We start from the raw sequence: 15,968 nt of genomic DNA on the forward strand, positions 1-15,968 counted from the left end.
GTCACGCGGCATGGCCCGCCACCCTTGTCGTTCCCACCCCCGAGGCGAGGCGGATCACAGCCTCCTCCGTCATCTCGGCGGCGCCGAGCTCACCGGCGATGCGCCCCTCCCGGACGACGAGCACGCGGTCCGAGAGCCCGAGCAGCTCCGGCATTTCCGAAGAGATGACGATGATGCCGATGCCTGAGCGCGCAAGCTCGCGCAGCAGCCGGTGAATCTCCGCCTTCGCGCCGACATCGATACCGCGTGTCGGCTCGTCCATCAGGATGACCTTCGGCTTCACCGCGAGCTGCTTGGCGATCGCGACCTTCTGCTGGTTACCGCCGGAGAGCGATTTTACGGGTGCCTCGATACCGCCCATGCGCACCGCAAGACGCCGGGCGAAATCCTCGGCAAGCGCGGCCTCCGCACGTGCGTTCATGAGGCCAGCGGAATTGGTCAGCGACTTGAGATCCAGCACGGACATGTTCTGCGCGATCGACATCTCCAGAAAGATCCCAGCGCCCTTGCGGTCTTCCGACAGATAGACGATGCCGACCCTCACGGCATCGGAGTAGGAATTGAGCTTCTGCGCCCTGCCACGCAGACGTACCGTGCCCACGGTGCGTGGCCGGAGCCCGCAGATGCCCTCGGCGATTTCCGTGCGGCCGGAGCCGATCAGGCCGCCGATGCCGAGGATCTCGCCCTTGCGCAGCGCGAAGCTGACCCGATGGAAACGCTCGCCGTCACCGATGCTGTCCACCTCAAAGATCGTCTCGCCAGACGCCTCATCCGGCCCGAGCTTTTCCGGGTAGAGCTGCGTGATCTCGCGCCCCACCATGCGGCGTACCACGTCGTCCTGCGTGATATCGGAGATGCGATCGGTGCAGACGTATCGGCCGTCGCGGAACACGGTAACCCGGTCGCATAGGCTGAAAATCTCCGCCATGCGGTGGCTGATATAGATGATCGAAATGCCGTTCGCCTTGAGGTCGCGGATGATCGAAAATAGCTGCTGCGCCTCGGTTTCGGTGAGCGCCGCGGTAGGCTCGTCCAGGATCAGCACGCGGCAATCGAGCGTCAGGGCCTTGGCGATCTCGACGAGCTGCTGGCTGGAAACCGGCAGGTCCACAACCTTGCGACGGACGTCGATCGCGGCAAGCCGGTTTATCACCGCCTGCGCGTCGCGTTCGAGCGCGCGGTAATTCATGAAGAGTTCATGGCGACGGTTGGTCGCCGCCATGAACATGTTTTCGGCCACCGTCGCATCCGGGCAGAGCGCGATTTCCTGATGCACGAGGCCGATGCCGAGCGATTGGGCGACGGCAGGCGAGGAGATTCGCACAACCTTGCCGTCCACGCGGATCTCGCCCGCGGTCGGCTCCAGCACGCCGGCGATGATGTTCATCAGCGTCGACTTTCCGGCGCCGTTCTCGCCGCAAAGCGCATGGACCTCGCCGCGTTCGAGCGTGAAGTCGACATCCGTCAGCGCCTTCACCGACCCGAAGTACTTGGTGACGCCATGAATGGTGAGCACAGGCTCCGCCATCGTGTTCCTCTCCTCCCTGATCCCTGAGACCATCCGCACCGTGAGGCGCGGATGGCGCTAATCCGGAGCTTACTCCTCGATACCCTTCGTGCCGCGACGCTTCAGGTACTTGTCCCAATAGAAGTCGTCGGCATTTTCCGCCGTCACGATGGAGAGGCCGTTGTCGACGACCGGGATGCTCATAGGGTTGAAGCCGGAGCGCTTGGCGTCGTTCATCGGATCGATCAGCTCCGGATGCTTGGCTAGCCAAAGCAACATGAAGCCCATATAGCCCTGCATGCCCTGGTTCGGGTTGATCGAACCGAAGACCTCGCCAGCCTTGATCATGTCGAGGATATTGGCGTTGACGTCCGCGCACATGACGAGGACCTTGCCGCCGCTTTCCTTGTTGGCCTGCGCGGCGCCAATTGCCGAATTCGCCTCTGGCATGAAGACGGCGCCGAGGTTCGGGTTGGCCTGGATGATGCTGTTGAGGCCCTGATAGGCCTTGGTCGGATCCTGGTTGGAGGCGGCACGGCCGACGAGCTTCATGTCCGGCCACTTCTCCTCCATGCGGCCGATGAAGGCCGCGATGCGCTTGTCGTGGTTGTCCTGACCCGGATTTTCCAGAACCGCATACTCGCCCTTGCCGCCCATCTTCTCGGCGATTGCATCGGCGGCATAGATGCCTTCGCGGGTGTTGTCCGAAGTGATGAAGGACACGCGCTTGGAGAGCGGCGAGTCGGCCGCGAAGGTCACCACCGCCGTGCCCTGATCGATCGCGCGGTTGATCGGCTCGATGAAGGGGTCGGAGTTCATCGGATGGACGAGAATGCCGGCCGGGTTCTGTGCCAGTGCCTGGTCGAAGGTGGCGATCTGCTTGTTGACGTCATATTCCGGCGTGCCCGTATATTCCGTCTCGCAGCCGAACTGCTGGCCCGCCTGCTTGAACATTTCATAGACCGGGAACCAGTATTCGACGCCCGAGACCATGACGTTCATGACGTATTTTTCGCCCGGCTTGCAGCGGAACGGTTTCTCCGTCTCGGCGGCTGCGGAACCGGCAAAAAGCGTTGCCGCAAGGACCGCCATTGCGGTCGTGCTGAAAAAAGTGCGCAAGTGTCCTCCTCGAGGCCGAAGCCCCTCCAAAAAGCCCGAGGGCGCCGAACCGACGCCGATCTCAGTGAAGACCGGATTTCCTCCTCGAAGTCCGGTATGGGCAGCTAAACGCAAAGCTCATTGCCTGTCAATATAATTCACGGAGTGAATTAAAATTCACGGACACTGCAATTCACTCTGGGACTTCCTTCACCGGTCCCATCCTCCTCTCGCGCTCCTGGACGGGTGCGAAGAAGCCCGGACGGTGCGGGTCAGTCGTCCGCCTTGCTCCGGTTCCGATACTGACGCGGCGACATGCCCATCACTCTGCGGAACAAGGCGCTGAATCCGCTGTCCGTCGCAGAACCGACTTCCATTGCGATGGCCGATATTGGGGCCCCGCTGCTACGCAGCCGGGCGGCTGCCAGTCGCACGCGCCAGCGCGCGAGATAGTCTATTGGCGAGCGCCCCATCCGGTCATGAAATCTGGCCGCAAAGCCGGAGCGCGATTGCCCGGCGATGCGCGCCAACTCACTCACCGTCCAGGCGCGCGCCGGTTCGGCATGAATGGCCTGCATCGCTGGTTGGATGGCCTTGGAGGCCTCTATCTGGAAGACTTCGACGTCGCCGGCCCCTGTAATGGTGAACTGGGCAGCAGGGGTGTGGCGAGTTGGGCGATCGATCCTGTTGCGGCGCGGCGCCTCTGGGATATTTCAAAGGCCATGACCGGAGCATACATCTGAGTCGTGCAGCAGTCGTCGGCGGAACTGGCGGCTCCCGGATCGCGGGCGAATAATATCCATCTGCAGTTCGTCGCTTTGCGTGCCGCCATGCGTTCGGCAGGGCTCGACACGCGGAAAAGCAGTTCTGCGTCTATTCCCATCGCATCCATCCGCTTGAGCGACACCGCAGCAAGAATACGAGGAGCGGTCGAAGACCGGGCGCCAGACTAAACGCATGTATACTCACGCAGACGCCCGAGGGTCGCTAAACTCCGTGACATCATCACTCGCCGACGTTCCCTCCTTGAAGTGATGATTGCGGTGGCACGGTCGCCTCCCCGCGACACGACCGCCAACGCCGGTTACCTGAGGGCCGTTTGCTCAGAAAGAAACGGCCCCACTTTTTTAAGATCCGGAGTGCCGCGGCGACTACACCGGAGCCTGAGCCTTGGCTCGGCGGGCGATCCAGGTGTTTCAATCCGACTGCAAAATGCCTGCCGCTTCAGCGCTAGCGAGACCCTCATTTTGCAGCCAAGGCAATGTCGCCGTGCTCAGCGCGCCGATAGCGATCAAATAATAGGCCGGAACGCAACCGTCGCCCGTTGCAGCAATCAGCCAGGTCACAACGAACTGAGCGGTACCGCCAAGGAGCGTCACCACCAAGGCGTAGGCGGTTGCAAGGCCGGTACTGCGGTAGCCCACCGGAAGCGCCTCAATCATGGCGGCGAAACTTGCACCGCCGCTTATCATCGCAAGGAACGGCAGCGCGAAACTGAGAAGCATGAGCGGCAGTATGTCCTGGCTGCTGACGACTGCCGAAAACATCGGGATAGCTACCAGGACGATGAGACATCTCGGGGCAGCAATCACGATGCGCCGCGAGAAGCGATCCGACGCCCAGCCGCCTATAAGAGAACTAGCAAAGACGGCAAGGCCGGCGACGATCGCACTATAGAACGCAACACTGGGCGAAAGGCCGAGTGTTTGCGTTGCGAATGTGGTCATATACGTGGTGAGATAGATCGATATGGTTCCGAAGCCTATCTGGGCGAAAATTGCGATCTGCAACTTCATTCCAGGTCTCCGGCCGAAGGCCGAATGTGTCGAAGGGCGCCATTCCCGTCGAGGAAGGGGCATCGTCTCCGGCAGATTTCGCCGCAGATAGAGGCCGATTGGAACGATCACCATGCCAAGCACGAACGGGATGCGCCATCCCCACTGAAGCAACTCCTCTTCATTCAAGCTCGTAGCCAGCAACGCGCCCGTTGCGCCGGCCAGCATCGTGGCCAGGCCTTGGCTGGCGGGTTGCCAACTGGTCCAGATCCCCCGCGTCGTGACGGAAGATACCTCGAAGAGATAGACTGTTGCAGGACCTAGTTCCCCACCAAGGGCAGCCCCTTGGAGAAGGCGGGCGATAACGATAAGCAGTGGCGCAGCAAAGCCGATCGTTTCATAGCCTGGCGTCACTGCGATCATCAGTGTTCCGCCGGCCATCATTAGGATCGTGAGCAGGAGCGCCGGGCGGCGTCCTGATCGATCGGCGTAGCGGCCGATCAGCAAGCTTCCAAATGGACGTGCCACGAAGCCGACCCCGAATGCCGCCAGGGACAGTAGTGTGGATGCATATGGGCTGTCGGAAGGGAAGAAGGCCTTCCCGATCATTACCGCGAAGAAGGCGTAACTTGTGAAATCGAAAAACTCGCACACATTGCCCAGTACGGCGGCTGCAAGCAGCCTGAACCTCGATCGGCTCGTTGCTAGAACCTCCGAATGATCAACCGGCCGCTGCATCACGTCCGATCCTGGACTTCGACAAAATTGCTCCAGCGATACGCAAGTCTTGCGTATCTTGGACGCTTCCGAAACGCGAGATGATCGACTTGATTTCCTGGGCCAGTTGGGATGACTGAACGACCGCCGATTGCTCGTCCCTGACCGCTCTCAGTGCAATGCGCAACTCCAGTGTCAAGGCATTTTCCTTTCGTGCTAGCGCCAAGGCTTCCATCACAGGGACTATCGACGCCGCTTCGTGAGGCCCGGTCGACAATTCGATCGACGCTTTCAATCCGACCATATCCACCATCTGGAACATCTCGCCGCTTTCTTCGGCGCGCGCCATGGCGCGGGCCAGGGTGACCAGGGCCTCGGCATGTTCGCCGGTGTCCGCCAGTCCTTCGGCAAGCGCGGCAAGAAAGCTGACGACCATGTGGTGATGGTTCTCCGCGGTCATGATGGCAAGGGCTTCACGCAATTGCCTAATTCCCTCAGAAGGGAGTCCCCTGCGAACATCAAGTTCGCCCTTCAAACCAGTGCTCACGGCGTGGAAAGCGGTCAGCGAGTGTTGTTGAGAGACCGTGGCGAGCTCATCCGCCAGCGAGATCGCATCATCCCAGTCACCCTTCCAGATGTATGTCGAAGCGGCGTAGGCAAGGGCAATGCAACGAGGGATCGGATGCCCGTATGCGGTAGCGTCCTGGACGGCTCGCGCCGCCGTTCGTTTCGCCAAAGAAGCAGAACCCTGGACCATGAGGCATCGGGCATATTGTACGATGGCCCTTATCCGCTGCGTGAAGACCACCAGGTTGAGATCGAGCCCAGGCGGCGCGTCCTGCGCACAACCAAGCTCGAAGCATCGAATGGCAGCGCCGCATTCACCGGCGTAGCTGTACGCGATCCCCTTTATCCAACTGACGAGGGCTCGGACGTCGCCGTCGTTTATGCCCTGCCCGGCTTGTTCGCATTCGATCGCCAACTCCGATCCGGCGTAACAATCGCCAGCTCTCATGACGAAGATGTTCATGCCGGCGAGGATATCGAGCTCGAGGCGCTTATGCTGCAGCGCCCGTGCGATCTCCAACGCTCTGGCGAAGGCTTGCTTCACTTTCCCCTGTGCGTCTCGCACGATGATGCCTGATATCGCCAATGCCTGGTTGATGGTGGCATCTTGAAGCGTGCCAACCAGTTCCGGCGGCATGACTTCGACGGCCAACGAAGCCCAGCTGTGGCATTCCGCCAGCAGAGAAAGCTCGAGTAGCAAGGGAACCGAACTCGCGACCAACCGCACCCCGAGTTTCGTGTCGCCGCCGTTGAAGCACCATTCCAACGCCTGCCGTATGTTTCCGAGCAGTTCGGGCTTGATGGCCGTCAGGCCTGTCACGCGAAAGAAATCCCGTCCGCCCACCAGACCCTCTAGGAGTTCGGTGTAGTACAAAGCATGCGCAGCCGAAACCTTCGTTTGTTCGTCAGGAGCCGTACGAAGTTTGTCAACGCAATATGCGCGCGTCGTTTCGGCAAGGCGGTAGGCTATTCTGCCGTCCGGTCCCACCACCCGGGAAACGAGAGACTTTTCAGAAAGCGCATCGATTATCCGGGTGACCGGCCACTGATCCCCGACAACCGTACGGGCTGCCTCGTTCGTGAATGGGCCGGCGAAACAACCAACCCTCCTGAGGACAAGCTTTTCGTCGTCATCGAGAAGGTTGTAGCTCCAGTCATGCAATGCCGCGAGCGTCTGATGACGCGGAAGCGCCGTTCGCCGTCCTTGCCAATGCAGACCGAACCGGCGGTCGAGCAGATCAAGAACGCCAGCAACTCCGTGCGTCGCCGCCCTGCCCGCCGCAAGCTCAATGGCGAGTGCTACTCCGTCCAGACGGCGACAGATCTCAGCGGCGATCTGCGCTTCCGGCTCTTCCAGTTCGCGCCGACCGCCGCTCGCGAAGGCACGATCGATGAACAACCTGACGGAGGAGTAGTCCGTAATATCCCGCGAGCCGCGTCCCGCCTCGAGCGGAGGGATCTCAAGTGCCGCAAGGGTATAGATGTGTTCGCCCTCGACGCGCAGGGCCTCACGCGTGGTTGTCAGGATGTGGACGCCGGGGCAATGCTCGAAAATTCTTTCGGCCAGAACGGCAACGTCGTCGATAAGGTGCTCAGCATTGTCCAGGACAACGAGGACCCGCCTTTGTCGTAGAAAGGAGACAAGGCTGGGAACCTGATCAGACGCCGTGACCGAAATTCCAAAGAGTGAAGCGATCGTGGAAGGAACCAATTCGCCATCAGAGACAGAAGCGAGATCGACAAAGAAGGCACCGTCATCGAACCGTTCACGGAGTTCGTGAGCCACTGCCACGGCGACAGTGGTCTTGCCCAGGCCACCTACGCCGACGATGCTCACAAATCGTGTCTCGCCAAGCAGCGCTTCGACTTCACGCACGCACTGGTCGCGGCCAACCATGCGGAACAGACGAGGCGGCAAGCTCGCAGCCATTGCCGCCGCGCGAACGGGCCGCAGCTGCGGGGGGGCGTCGTCCCGTTCCGCAGGTACGACGAGCATGTAGCCGCGGCCGGACACGTTGGTGATGTAGGGAGTGCCCAGCGGCGTTTTGCCAAGTGTTTTCCTCAGCCCGGAGATGTGAACCCGCAAGCTTACCTCGTCGACCACGGTATCGGGCCACGCACGAGAGGTAAGCTGCTTCTTGCTGACTACCTCGCCACTGTTTTCCACAAGCACCAGCAATAAATCGAAGGCACGGCTACCGATCTGAACACGTTCGCCGTGTTTTTCTACGACCCGCTCCGCCGGAACGATGCGGAAGGGTCCGAATCTGAAGGCCATCCGTGGCTCCGATGTCTCCATTCGTGCAGCGCTGCCCCAAATAGCCGGCTGGCGGCAAGGAGCCTCACCGCGCCTGAAGGGCGCGGCAGCTAAGACACTACTGGCGATCGGAACCTTAGACGACGCAAACCAAGGTATAGGTGGCGCGGCGAGAAATTGCCGTTAGCGGGTGCAGCCTGCTCGCTTTGATTCTCTTGCGAACAATCGTTCCTCGGTGACCTGCTTGCGGGAATTTGCGGCAGCCACCAGCTCGGACATCCGGACGAGATCGGCCAAGGACCGCGCCTGCATCTTGCGCATCATATTGCCACGATGGATCTTCACCATGATCTCGCTGATGCCCAGATCGTATGCGATCTGCTTGTTCATCAGCCCCCTCGTCACCCCATCGAATACCTCACGCTCGCGTCGGGTAAGCGTCCTGGCGCAATTGAGGACCTTGCGCCGTATCTCGGCGATGCGTCGGCCCGATTCCTCTTTGACGAGCGCGGCATCCAGCGCGCGCAAAAGCGCGTACTTGTCGATGGGCTTCAGCAAGAAATCAATTGCGCCGGCCTTCATTGCCTGCACGCATGTGTGGACGTCATGCTCCTGGCTAAGGAAGATGATCGGCATTTCGACGTCGCTTGCCAGGAGCTGCTTCTGCACGTCGAGTCCCGGCCCTTCCGGCAGAAGGCTGTTCAAGACAACGATGCCGGGTTCGTGGCTTTCGATGCTCTCCATCAGTTCACCAGCGTCCCCACAGGCCATCACATCCAGACCCATGTCGAGGAATAGCTCGGTCAACGAATGTATGGTCTGATGGTCGGCATCAAGGAGGAATACCTTCGGGTGTCTGCCGGCGCCGGGACGCTTCGCTTCTACAGCCTTCTGGAGATGCATGGAAACTTCCTTCAAACTTGGAGTGTCGATGATTGCCTGGTCATCTTGTTCCGCAGATCACATCGCCGCGAGTTTAGATTTGTTGTTAAAGGCTAAGTCTCGTTGGGAGCACTTCGGTGGTGTTAGGGACACCAACTGTGCATGCATCATGCGCTTGCAGCTCACGACAAGTTCGGGATCGCGCTCGAACGATGTAAAACGAGTTGCGGTGCCGAACAGGCGCAAACTTCTGAAAAGGAGCTGTCGCGCGAGTGAACGGCGGCGGATCGCACGCGCTGAGCAGGACTAAAGGTCTTTCCGCAGAATAATGAGTTGATCGATCTTCCGATCGCTAAGCGAGAAATAGCACGAAAGAACCAATGGTTCCGGCAAGCCCAAACCATCGAAGTCACCGGTCATTTCAACGGTCAGGACGACGCCGGTCGGACGTGTCCTGCATCGGATGACGGACATTCGGGTGCGCTGGGCGAGAAGATCGTTGCGGGCCCAAACCCCTATTGCATGGTGCCCCTCGTACTCCACGAGTTGATCGTTAACGATTGCGTCGGACAGAAAGGCGTTGATGACATCCGGCAAGCTGCCGTCATTGACGGCGGCAACAAATGCTTGAACAGCGGGAGCGATTTCTGCTGGCTGTCGCAATATATCTGCGGACGATTGGTTCATTACCGGAGGACCGTTGAAACGAATTGGCTCGAACATAAGTCAGGGCGCGTGCGATCACATGTTAAGAGACGTTAAATTTGGTTAAGCTGCGGCTACTGTGAGTTTATTTCCATTGCGAGTGCATCCTCATCGCCGATCGCTTCCGGTAGTGGCGTCGCGAATACCGATACTCATACGAAGATGTACTCAAGTTTAGTGTGCCCCAGGGCGGCCCGTCGCTATGATCCGATGATAACGACCGCTTCGGAGGATCTCATGCTCGACCCCTTAGGGAAAAACACTATGCGTGGGCGTCTGCGTCGACGGCGCGTGAGTCAGCGCCAAGCTTATCTCGGAGCCGGTCCCGCCCCGGCACCTCGATCGACCCCGGCCTCGCAATGCAATGCTTGTTGCTTGAGGGAAATGACGCTCGCAGAGGCGGCAACAGACGAACTGATTGCCCTGCTCAACGCGGCAGACGGGATCGGGCAGCAGTCGTTCGCGCAGCTTCTGCAGAGCGCCGCGCGCGCCCTTGTCGGGCAACGCGTCTAAGTCCGCCATCACGTTTTGCACCGGAACCAGGAACTGCGGTGCGCAAAACCACGCGAGCCTTGGTTTGCATTGACGCAAGATCGAGGGGTGGGGAACGATCCCCACATGCACTACCAATAGACGATGATGCGCTCGCAATTGCCTATTACCGGATCAAGGGCGTTATTGCGGCTATGCCGGCCCAGGCTCCAAAATATACGTTCGTGTCGGCAAGCACAGTCGAGCGAACTGCTGCTCATTGAACAGGTCGCGCTTCGAATGCGCTAGGCGCGAGAATCCGACCAGTCTCGGTGCGCGTTCGCTTCAGAGCACTCTACTGCGTCTTTTGGAGCCTCTAGGATGAGCGGCCAGCCGAACACCGGCTTGGCTCACTTGCTGCGGCAACTGGAGACAAAGCCGAGAAGCTGGGCGGAACTTATCGGCTTTCGAAGGAAGCCTGCCGCGCCCCGTGATTGAGCCGCGGCCTCCGTGTGGCTGTCCGTAAGAGACGTCATGATACACACAGGCGGCCCACCTTCCGCGATAACCTTCTGCAACAGATCAAGTCCGTTCGTGCCCGGCATTTTCAGATCGGTCAGGATGCAATGCACGCCGCGCAAATCACCGGACGCCAGGAACGCGTCGGCGGAGGTGTGCGTAGTGCTCTTCATCCCCATCGACTCAAAGAGATCACGCAGTGACTCGAGTATAAAGGGATCGTCATCGATAATAGCAACTGGTTTCTGTGTTTCTGACTGCATTGATCCTCGGAGAGTGGTTGTCGCAAAGAGCGATGACGCCAACTCACCCCTTCACTATATCAAAGGTCGCTAAACGAACATGTAAACCAACGTTTGCTGTGTGTCGCAGTTCCGAGGAGGAAGTCATTCCTCTCAATTTATACCGGAGGCGTTGGTCCCGATCGTCCGGCCACAGGGGTTCGATTGCCTGCTGCAGTCAACCAAATGTGCCGTTTGAATCTTCCCTAGTTTGCGCCGTGACCGGTCTTCCGGAGCGCGCCCCGGAAAATCGGTCACATGTCGTCACCGATACCGCTTCCGATGGTCGGAAGGGGATTGGCCGTGAGCGCGACGAACGGCCCACTGCTTTCGGCATTGACGGAATGGCAGTAGCGCTTTTTTCAGAACTTCTGCTTTGCCCGCTTTGGCATGAAGTAGCTTCGGATGTTGACGAGCGCTTCGCCGACGGCAGCAGCATCCTCGTGGGTGGTGGGCCCTTTAGTCTCGCTGAGTTTGCGGATTGGCGCGATGATATCGCCGGTGACGGCATGGCCGCGAATGACGGGCCGCCACAGCTTGGGGGCGAACCCGGTTCCTATCAGAAAGCAGACGTCCCAGTCCATGGCATCGAAAGTTAGATCATCGATCCTGGTGAACCTGGGCCGGTGGTCTTTCGGCGTTTCGGCGAGGCTCGCCGATATCCGGTTGTATTCCGCAACGATGGTCTGCACGGCCCGATGCTCGATTGTTTCCATTGGCAGGTTCAGCGCCTCCGGGCCAGTCAGCTCCGGGATCCACTGACGTGGGTCGATAAACCTCGGGCCGATGATGAGAGCCGTGAGATAGCCGTCAAGGCCACTCATCGACCAGATCGGAGATACTGGACGGCGCGCCCTGATGAAGGCTTCGAACGCCTCATCATCGAGCTTCGGTCGTGCCGTCGTCCCCTGGCTGTTCTGTGTCATGCCGCCCGTCGCTCCTGATCTGCAATGTCCTCGCGTTCGGCCTTCCAAGCCCACGGCAAGAGGCTTTCCATCCGGTCGGCTTTCACTTTGCCGGAGATGATGCGTTCCAACACATCGGCAAGCCAGATTTCAGGATCCACGCCGTTAAGCTTTGCTGTGTTGACGAGCGATGCCAGGACCGCGAAGGACTTGCCACCGCGTTCGTTGCCCACGAACAACGAGTTCTTCCTCGTCAGAGCCACCGATTTCATCGAACGCTCGACCACATTGGAGTCCACTTCGATCCGGCCATCCTCCAGGAAGGCTGCCAGCCCGCTCCAGTGATTGAGCGCGTAGGAGACGGCCTTGCCCAGCGCCGATTTTGCCGACACCTCTTCGCTCAGTTCGCTGAGCTGGACCTTCAGTTCTCTCATGATGGGTGCTGTCTCGCGACGCCGTATCGCGAGCCGGGTATCGGCACTTTCGCCGCGCAGTTTCGCCTCGATGCGATAGACCTCGGCGATCCTGGCCAGGATCGACAGCGCCTCCGAAGAGCCGGTCAGCTTGACGACATCGACGAACTTGCGTCGTGCGTGAGCAAGGCAGAAGGCCAGCCGCATGGGGGCGACATTGCTCTTCCCCCGGCGCTTGGCCAAGGTTTTATAGGCTTGATACCCGTCAACCTGAAGCACGCCGGCAAACGACGACAGTTGCCCCTCGACCTCGCGAGCGCTGCGGCTTTCGGCAAAAGTATAGGCCACCGCCGGCGGCGCCGGACCATTCCATGGCCAATCGTCGACCGCCTGCGCCCAGAGTTGACAAAGCTTGGTGCGTTTGCGCCCCGGATCGAGCCGCGGAAGCGGCGTCTCGTCACAGAATACCCTTGGCTGGGAGCGGATGAAGGCGGTAAGCGCATCGTAGAGAAGCTCGAGCCACCAGGCGACCCGCGTCACCCAGGCGCCAAGCGTGCCGCGATCGATGATCACGCCGCAGGAGGCAAGCATCTGCGCCTGGCGATGCAGCGGCAGATGCCAGGCAAACTTCGAAACGGCGACATGGGCTGCAAAGGCCGTGGTCACCATGCCGCCGTCCATCACGCGCGCCGGCGCGGGCGCTTGCACAATGACGCTTTCGCAGGCCCGGCATGCATAGCGCGGCCGGATCGTCCGCTTCACCCGGACAACCGCCGGCACGATGTCGAGCGCCTCACTGACGTCCGTGCCGACGCAATGAAGCTCGAACGAGCAGCACGGGCAAATCTTGCTCTCCGGCTCGATGAGCTCTTCATACCGTGGGAGGTGCTTGGGCAAACGACCGATGTTGCGCGACGGCGGTCGTCGCTCCTGCTTTGGCCCTTCAGCCACGGGTGCAACATCGTCATTGGCCGCCTCGGGAATGTCGCTGAGATCGCCAAGGTCAAGCGTCGCCTGCGTCGGGTCGATCGCCGTCATCTTCTCCGATTTCGGCCCAAAGAGCTGCCGCTCCAGGAAGGCAACGCGCGCCTTGAGGTCGGCATTCTCTGCATCAAGCGAGAGAATGATCCGGCTCAATTGCGCGGCATCCTGAGGTAAAGGGTCGGGTCGAAGCGGCATGGCAGACCCTAGCACATGATCCTGAATCTTCAAGCAAAACCAATAGGATCAGCCCGCTTTCGTTGGCCGCTTTACGGCGTTTCGCTTGACCCGAGTCCAGTCGATACCGGCCAGCAAAAGCGAGAACTCTTGGCTACTCATCTGCATCGCGCCATCGCGGATCGGTGGCCAAACGAACTTGCCCTGCTCCAACCACTTCGTCGCCAGGATCATGCCTGACCCGTCCCAGTAAATGCAGCGAAGGCGATCGCAACGCTTGGCGCGGAACACGAACACGTCGCCACAATAAGGATCGGCCGCAAGGGCTGACGCCACCAATGCCACCAGGCCATTCATGCCGCGCCGGAAGTCGACAGGCCGCGTCGCCACCATGATCTTCACGCCATTCGGCGAAAGACCGATCACCGGCGACCTCGCAACGCCGCTACTACCGCTTGCGCCAACTCGGGCGCCACCGAGCCGATCACGGTCAGGCGCGCGCCGGCAATCTCGATCTCAATTCGACCAGCGGCCACGGGGGCGACATCCGACCGCGAGCCCTCGTGAAGCGTTCGATCTCCAACCACGTCACCGGCACGAACACCGCCTGCTGCGCGCAGGCCTTGGCAGATCGACGAGAGGTCAGCCCGGCTTCCCGACGCCAGACGTTCAGCAAACCGCGATTGACGCCCCAGCGCCGGGCAACAGCCGAGATGTTCACTCCGGGTTCGGCGCTCTCCGCAAGGATCCGCGTCTTCTGCTCGTCAGTCCAATTCCGCCGCTGCCGCCGACCGGTGATCACCTCGATCCGACGATATTTTCCGTCATGCCTGGCTTCATCCATGCCTTCATCCATGACTTCAAGCATGGCATCAGCGCGATCTCCAACCATCCCGTTCCGCTCCTATCGATGAAGGAGCTTATCTCGCGGCCTCAATCACAAAAGGAAAGGTGGGGTGTTCGTCGCGCTCACGATTGGCCACGCGGTCAGCATGGTGACGATGTTTTCGAGGACGCTCTCGATGCCGCCGGTCGCCTGCGCGAATGCTGGCTCGATCGCGCCCATCGACAAGACGCAAGCCATCAGGAGGGCGCGGCAACGCGGCGGATTACGGCCTTGTATCTCATTCAGATTGCTCCGATTGTTCGTTTTGGAAGACGAGGACGGAAGATCTCCGTCGCGATTTGAAGACATCCCAGGATGGGACGCTTGCCAGAACGAACAGCCTCACGCGAAGGTGCACCATCGCCCTCGGGGTGCCGAAGCCACCTGCCCTATCGTCAGCGCGGCAAGGCGGTAGCGGATTTGCTATCGTCTCGATTTACCCACGCCATCGGCGTGCGCTCCTGACCCGCCCGCGACCCTGGACATACAAATAAACAAGGCCGTAAGAACGTTGGGTGGTCTAGTTGAAATCGCAAGCGCAGCCCGCTTCGTTTTCTTGCGGATCTACAGAACGTGAATGCCGGAGCACTGATTGGGACTCGGAATGCATCAGAAGCTGATACCAGCGTTGACCGCAATCAGCCTAATCCTCTGCCAAAGCGAACTTGCCACAGCCGCGGACGAAACGGTGGTGGAGGTTCCTCGCCACCCGCCGGCACGAAAATCCGCTCCCAAGGACAGTTCCATGCAGTTAGTTCAACCGGCGGCTCCGAACGCATCGGTCGCTCAAAACCGTACTGCAAAACCGCGTTGCGGCGAAGTCGTCGTCACCGCGCTCTTGGCGTCCGGTTCTGAGCCCATTTCTTTGACTTGCAGCATCCGTTTGTCCTCCGCGAATGTTATCACTCACCCACTTGTCTTCGAAGGAAGCGGCGCTTCCGGATCGTTGCTGGACTGCAACGGAGCTACACTCGACGTCAGCGCGGGGCGCTCCCGGAAAGAAAAAACCGCGATCGTCGTTCGCTCTAGAAGAACCGGTTCTGGGACTTGGGACGCGCCTTCTGGCGTGACGGTGCGCAATTGCAAGATTAAGGGATTCGTTCGCGTTTATGGACTTGGTGAAAACGCCAACGGTGAGGCAATGAGACTGTCGTCCCACAACGCCCATCACACGGCATTCGCTCAAGCATCCGCTCCGAAGGACGTGCGTGTTGAAAACGTGGCCTTCGATGCGCCCGGCGGCATTCCCTTTTACGTTGGCCCTGGCGTAACAGGGGCAGCGTTGGTCGACACCAGGATCGGTGGCACGTCGACGTCAGTCGCAGTCTACCTTGACGCTGAGTCCGCCAACAACAACATCAGCAACAACCTGTTCACGATCGCTACAGAGAAGCGCGAGTTGATTGCCATCGACGGTTCAGCCCGCAACAGGATCACCAATAATGTCTTCGGACAGGCCGAAAACGGCGGTATTTACCTTTACCGAAATTGTGGTGAAGGCGGCGTTATCCGACATCAGGAACCACAATACAATCAGATCATTGGCAATACGTTTCGCTATCGCTCGTTGTACTTCCTGAAGCCCGCCGTCTGGCTGAACTCTCGCAACGGCAAGCGCAATTATTGCTTCAAGGATCCTGCCTTTCCTTTTGGCAGCAGCGCGAGCAACCTGGACCTCGCCCGGCACAACGTCGTCCGTGGCAACAAACTTCAAGGCGGCCCGAGAGATCTCATTCGGAACGACGATCCTACGAATGACATAGGTGGCAATGTTGCAATAGTCGGACGATGATGATCATCCACAACCATCCTACTCGTCGATTTCCA

The 15,968-nt window shown here is 59.9% G+C and carries 15 protein-coding genes and 2 pseudogenes; 3 read left to right on the plus strand and 14 right to left on the minus strand.

The genetic code is table 11. The features are described from left to right. Position 1: 1 nt before the first annotated feature. From PZN02_RS22320 to PZN02_RS32265, 3 genes are all read right to left on the minus strand, one after another. The gene (locus PZN02_RS22320; RefSeq protein WP_280662849.1) at positions 2 to 1,528 is read right to left on the minus strand and encodes a sugar ABC transporter ATP-binding protein; all 1,527 of its coding nucleotides are present in this window, start codon (positions 1,526 to 1,528) and stop codon (positions 2 to 4) included. Between the two features lie 69 nt (positions 1,529 to 1,597). Beyond that, positions 1,598 to 2,626 carry a substrate-binding domain-containing protein gene (locus PZN02_RS22325; RefSeq protein WP_280662850.1) on the minus strand — a complete coding sequence of 343 codons (1,029 nt, stop codon included), beginning with the start codon at positions 2,624 to 2,626 and terminating at the stop codon, positions 1,598 to 1,600. 251 nt (positions 2,627 to 2,877) lie between these two features. Next, positions 2,878 to 3,183: a helix-turn-helix transcriptional regulator gene (locus PZN02_RS32265; protein ID WP_425336340.1), complete on the minus strand. Its 306-nt coding sequence runs from the start codon at positions 3,181 to 3,183 to the stop codon at positions 2,878 to 2,880. Here PZN02_RS32265 and PZN02_RS22330 point away from each other — a divergent pair. Then, a complete protein-coding gene (locus PZN02_RS22330) occupies positions 3,115 to 3,348 on the plus strand; it encodes a hypothetical protein (protein ID WP_280662851.1) in 234 nt (77 codons plus the stop codon). The two genes, PZN02_RS32265 and PZN02_RS22330, sit on opposite strands and share 69 nt — an antisense overlap. 453 nt (positions 3,349 to 3,801) lie before the next feature. Here PZN02_RS22330 and PZN02_RS22335 read toward each other — a convergent pair whose 3' ends face one another. The 4 genes from PZN02_RS22335 to PZN02_RS22350 form a co-directional block, all read right to left on the minus strand. Further along, entirely contained in the window at positions 3,802 to 5,118 is a 1,317-nt protein-coding gene (locus tag PZN02_RS22335) for an MFS transporter (protein ID WP_280662852.1), read from the minus strand. Continuing rightward, a complete protein-coding gene (locus PZN02_RS22340; protein WP_280662853.1) occupies positions 5,102 to 7,942 on the minus strand; it encodes an ATP-binding protein in 2,841 nt (946 codons plus the stop codon). Before PZN02_RS22340 ends, PZN02_RS22335 begins: the two co-directional genes overlap by 17 nt. A gap of 162 nt (positions 7,943 to 8,104) precedes the next feature. Next, positions 8,105 to 8,824, minus strand: a complete 720-nt coding sequence (locus tag PZN02_RS22345; RefSeq protein ID WP_280662854.1) for a response regulator transcription factor — start codon at positions 8,822 to 8,824, stop codon at positions 8,105 to 8,107. A 285-nt stretch (positions 8,825 to 9,109) separates the two neighbouring features. Then, positions 9,110 to 9,526, minus strand: a complete 417-nt coding sequence (locus PZN02_RS22350) for a hypothetical protein (RefSeq protein WP_280662855.1) — start codon at positions 9,524 to 9,526, stop codon at positions 9,110 to 9,112. 366 nt (positions 9,527 to 9,892) lie between these two features. Here PZN02_RS22350 and PZN02_RS22355 point away from each other — a divergent pair, with 366 nt between their 5' ends. Continuing rightward, on the plus strand, positions 9,893 to 10,021 hold the full coding sequence (locus PZN02_RS22355; protein WP_280662856.1) for a hypothetical protein: 129 nt from the start codon (positions 9,893 to 9,895) through the stop codon (positions 10,019 to 10,021). A 368-nt stretch (positions 10,022 to 10,389) separates the two neighbouring features. On the opposite strand, the gene PZN02_RS22360 is transcribed toward PZN02_RS22355, so the two are convergent. The 7 genes and pseudogenes from PZN02_RS22360 to PZN02_RS22390 form a co-directional block, all read right to left on the minus strand. Then, on the minus strand, positions 10,390 to 10,761 hold the full coding sequence (locus tag PZN02_RS22360) for a response regulator (RefSeq protein WP_280662857.1): 372 nt from the start codon (positions 10,759 to 10,761) through the stop codon (positions 10,390 to 10,392). A 380-nt stretch (positions 10,762 to 11,141) separates the two neighbouring features. After that, complete coding sequence (locus PZN02_RS22365) at positions 11,142 to 11,705, minus strand: YecA/YgfB family protein (protein WP_280662858.1); 564 nt, start codon at positions 11,703 to 11,705, stop codon at positions 11,142 to 11,144. After that, positions 11,702 to 13,276 carry an IS66 family transposase gene (tnpC, locus tag PZN02_RS22370; protein ID WP_280662859.1) on the minus strand — a complete coding sequence of 525 codons (1,575 nt, stop codon included), beginning with the start codon at positions 13,274 to 13,276 and terminating at the stop codon, positions 11,702 to 11,704. The genes PZN02_RS22365 and tnpC overlap by 4 nt, the downstream gene beginning before the upstream one ends. Before the next feature lie 48 nt (positions 13,277 to 13,324). Continuing rightward, complete coding sequence (gene tnpB / locus PZN02_RS22375) at positions 13,325 to 13,681, minus strand: IS66 family insertion sequence element accessory protein TnpB (RefSeq protein ID WP_280662860.1); 357 nt, start codon at positions 13,679 to 13,681, stop codon at positions 13,325 to 13,327. Then, positions 13,678 to 14,147: pseudogene (gene tnpA, locus PZN02_RS22380) on the minus strand (IS66-like element accessory protein TnpA). Before tnpA ends, tnpB begins: the two are co-directional and overlap by 4 nt. 45 nt (positions 14,148 to 14,192) lie before the next feature. Next, positions 14,193 to 14,321 carry a hypothetical protein gene (locus PZN02_RS22385; protein ID WP_280662861.1) on the minus strand — a complete coding sequence of 43 codons (129 nt, stop codon included), beginning with the start codon at positions 14,319 to 14,321 and terminating at the stop codon, positions 14,193 to 14,195. Between the two features lie 58 nt (positions 14,322 to 14,379). Next, positions 14,380 to 14,469, minus strand: a pseudogene (locus PZN02_RS22390) (type IV secretion system protein VirB1); the annotation flags it as partial. Positions 14,470 to 14,745: 276 nt separating this feature from the next. Between PZN02_RS22390 and PZN02_RS22395 the strand changes: the two are divergent. Next, positions 14,746 to 15,933 carry a right-handed parallel beta-helix repeat-containing protein gene (locus PZN02_RS22395; protein ID WP_280662862.1) on the plus strand — a complete coding sequence of 396 codons (1,188 nt, stop codon included), beginning with the start codon at positions 14,746 to 14,748 and terminating at the stop codon, positions 15,931 to 15,933. Positions 15,934 to 15,968: the final 35 nt, after the last annotated feature.

The sequence above is a fragment of the Sinorhizobium garamanticum genome (assembly GCF_029892065.1).
Classification (GTDB): domain Bacteria; phylum Pseudomonadota; class Alphaproteobacteria; order Rhizobiales; family Rhizobiaceae; genus Sinorhizobium; species Sinorhizobium garamanticum.

Coding starts and splice junctions, on each gene's coding strand:
- PZN02_RS22395 (WP_280662862.1), top strand. CDS start 14,746: ATGCATCAGAAGCTGATACCAGCGTTGACCGCAATCAGCCTAATCCTC.
- PZN02_RS22365 (WP_280662858.1), bottom strand. CDS start 11,705: ATGACACAGAACAGCCAGGGGACGACGGCACGACCGAAGCTCGATGAT.
- PZN02_RS22360 (WP_280662857.1), bottom strand. CDS start 10,761: ATGCAGTCAGAAACACAGAAACCAGTTGCTATTATCGATGACGATCCC.
- PZN02_RS22345 (WP_280662854.1), bottom strand. CDS start 8,824: ATGCATCTCCAGAAGGCTGTAGAAGCGAAGCGTCCCGGCGCCGGCAGA.
- PZN02_RS22335 (WP_280662852.1), bottom strand. CDS start 5,118: ATGCAGCGGCCGGTTGATCATTCGGAGGTTCTAGCAACGAGCCGATCG.
- PZN02_RS22385 (WP_280662861.1), bottom strand. CDS start 14,321: ATGGGCGCGATCGAGCCAGCATTCGCGCAGGCGACCGGCGGCATCGAG.
- PZN02_RS22350 (WP_280662855.1), bottom strand. CDS start 9,526: ATGTTCGAGCCAATTCGTTTCAACGGTCCTCCGGTAATGAACCAATCG.
- PZN02_RS22340 (WP_280662853.1), bottom strand. CDS start 7,942: ATGGCCTTCAGATTCGGACCCTTCCGCATCGTTCCGGCGGAGCGGGTC.
- tnpC (WP_280662859.1), bottom strand. CDS start 13,276: ATGCCGCTTCGACCCGACCCTTTACCTCAGGATGCCGCGCAATTGAGC.
- PZN02_RS22320 (WP_280662849.1), bottom strand. CDS start 1,528: ATGGCGGAGCCTGTGCTCACCATTCATGGCGTCACCAAGTACTTCGGG.
- PZN02_RS32265 (WP_425336340.1), bottom strand. CDS start 3,183: ATGCAGGCCATTCATGCCGAACCGGCGCGCGCCTGGACGGTGAGTGAG.
- PZN02_RS22355 (WP_280662856.1), top strand. CDS start 9,893: ATGACGCTCGCAGAGGCGGCAACAGACGAACTGATTGCCCTGCTCAAC.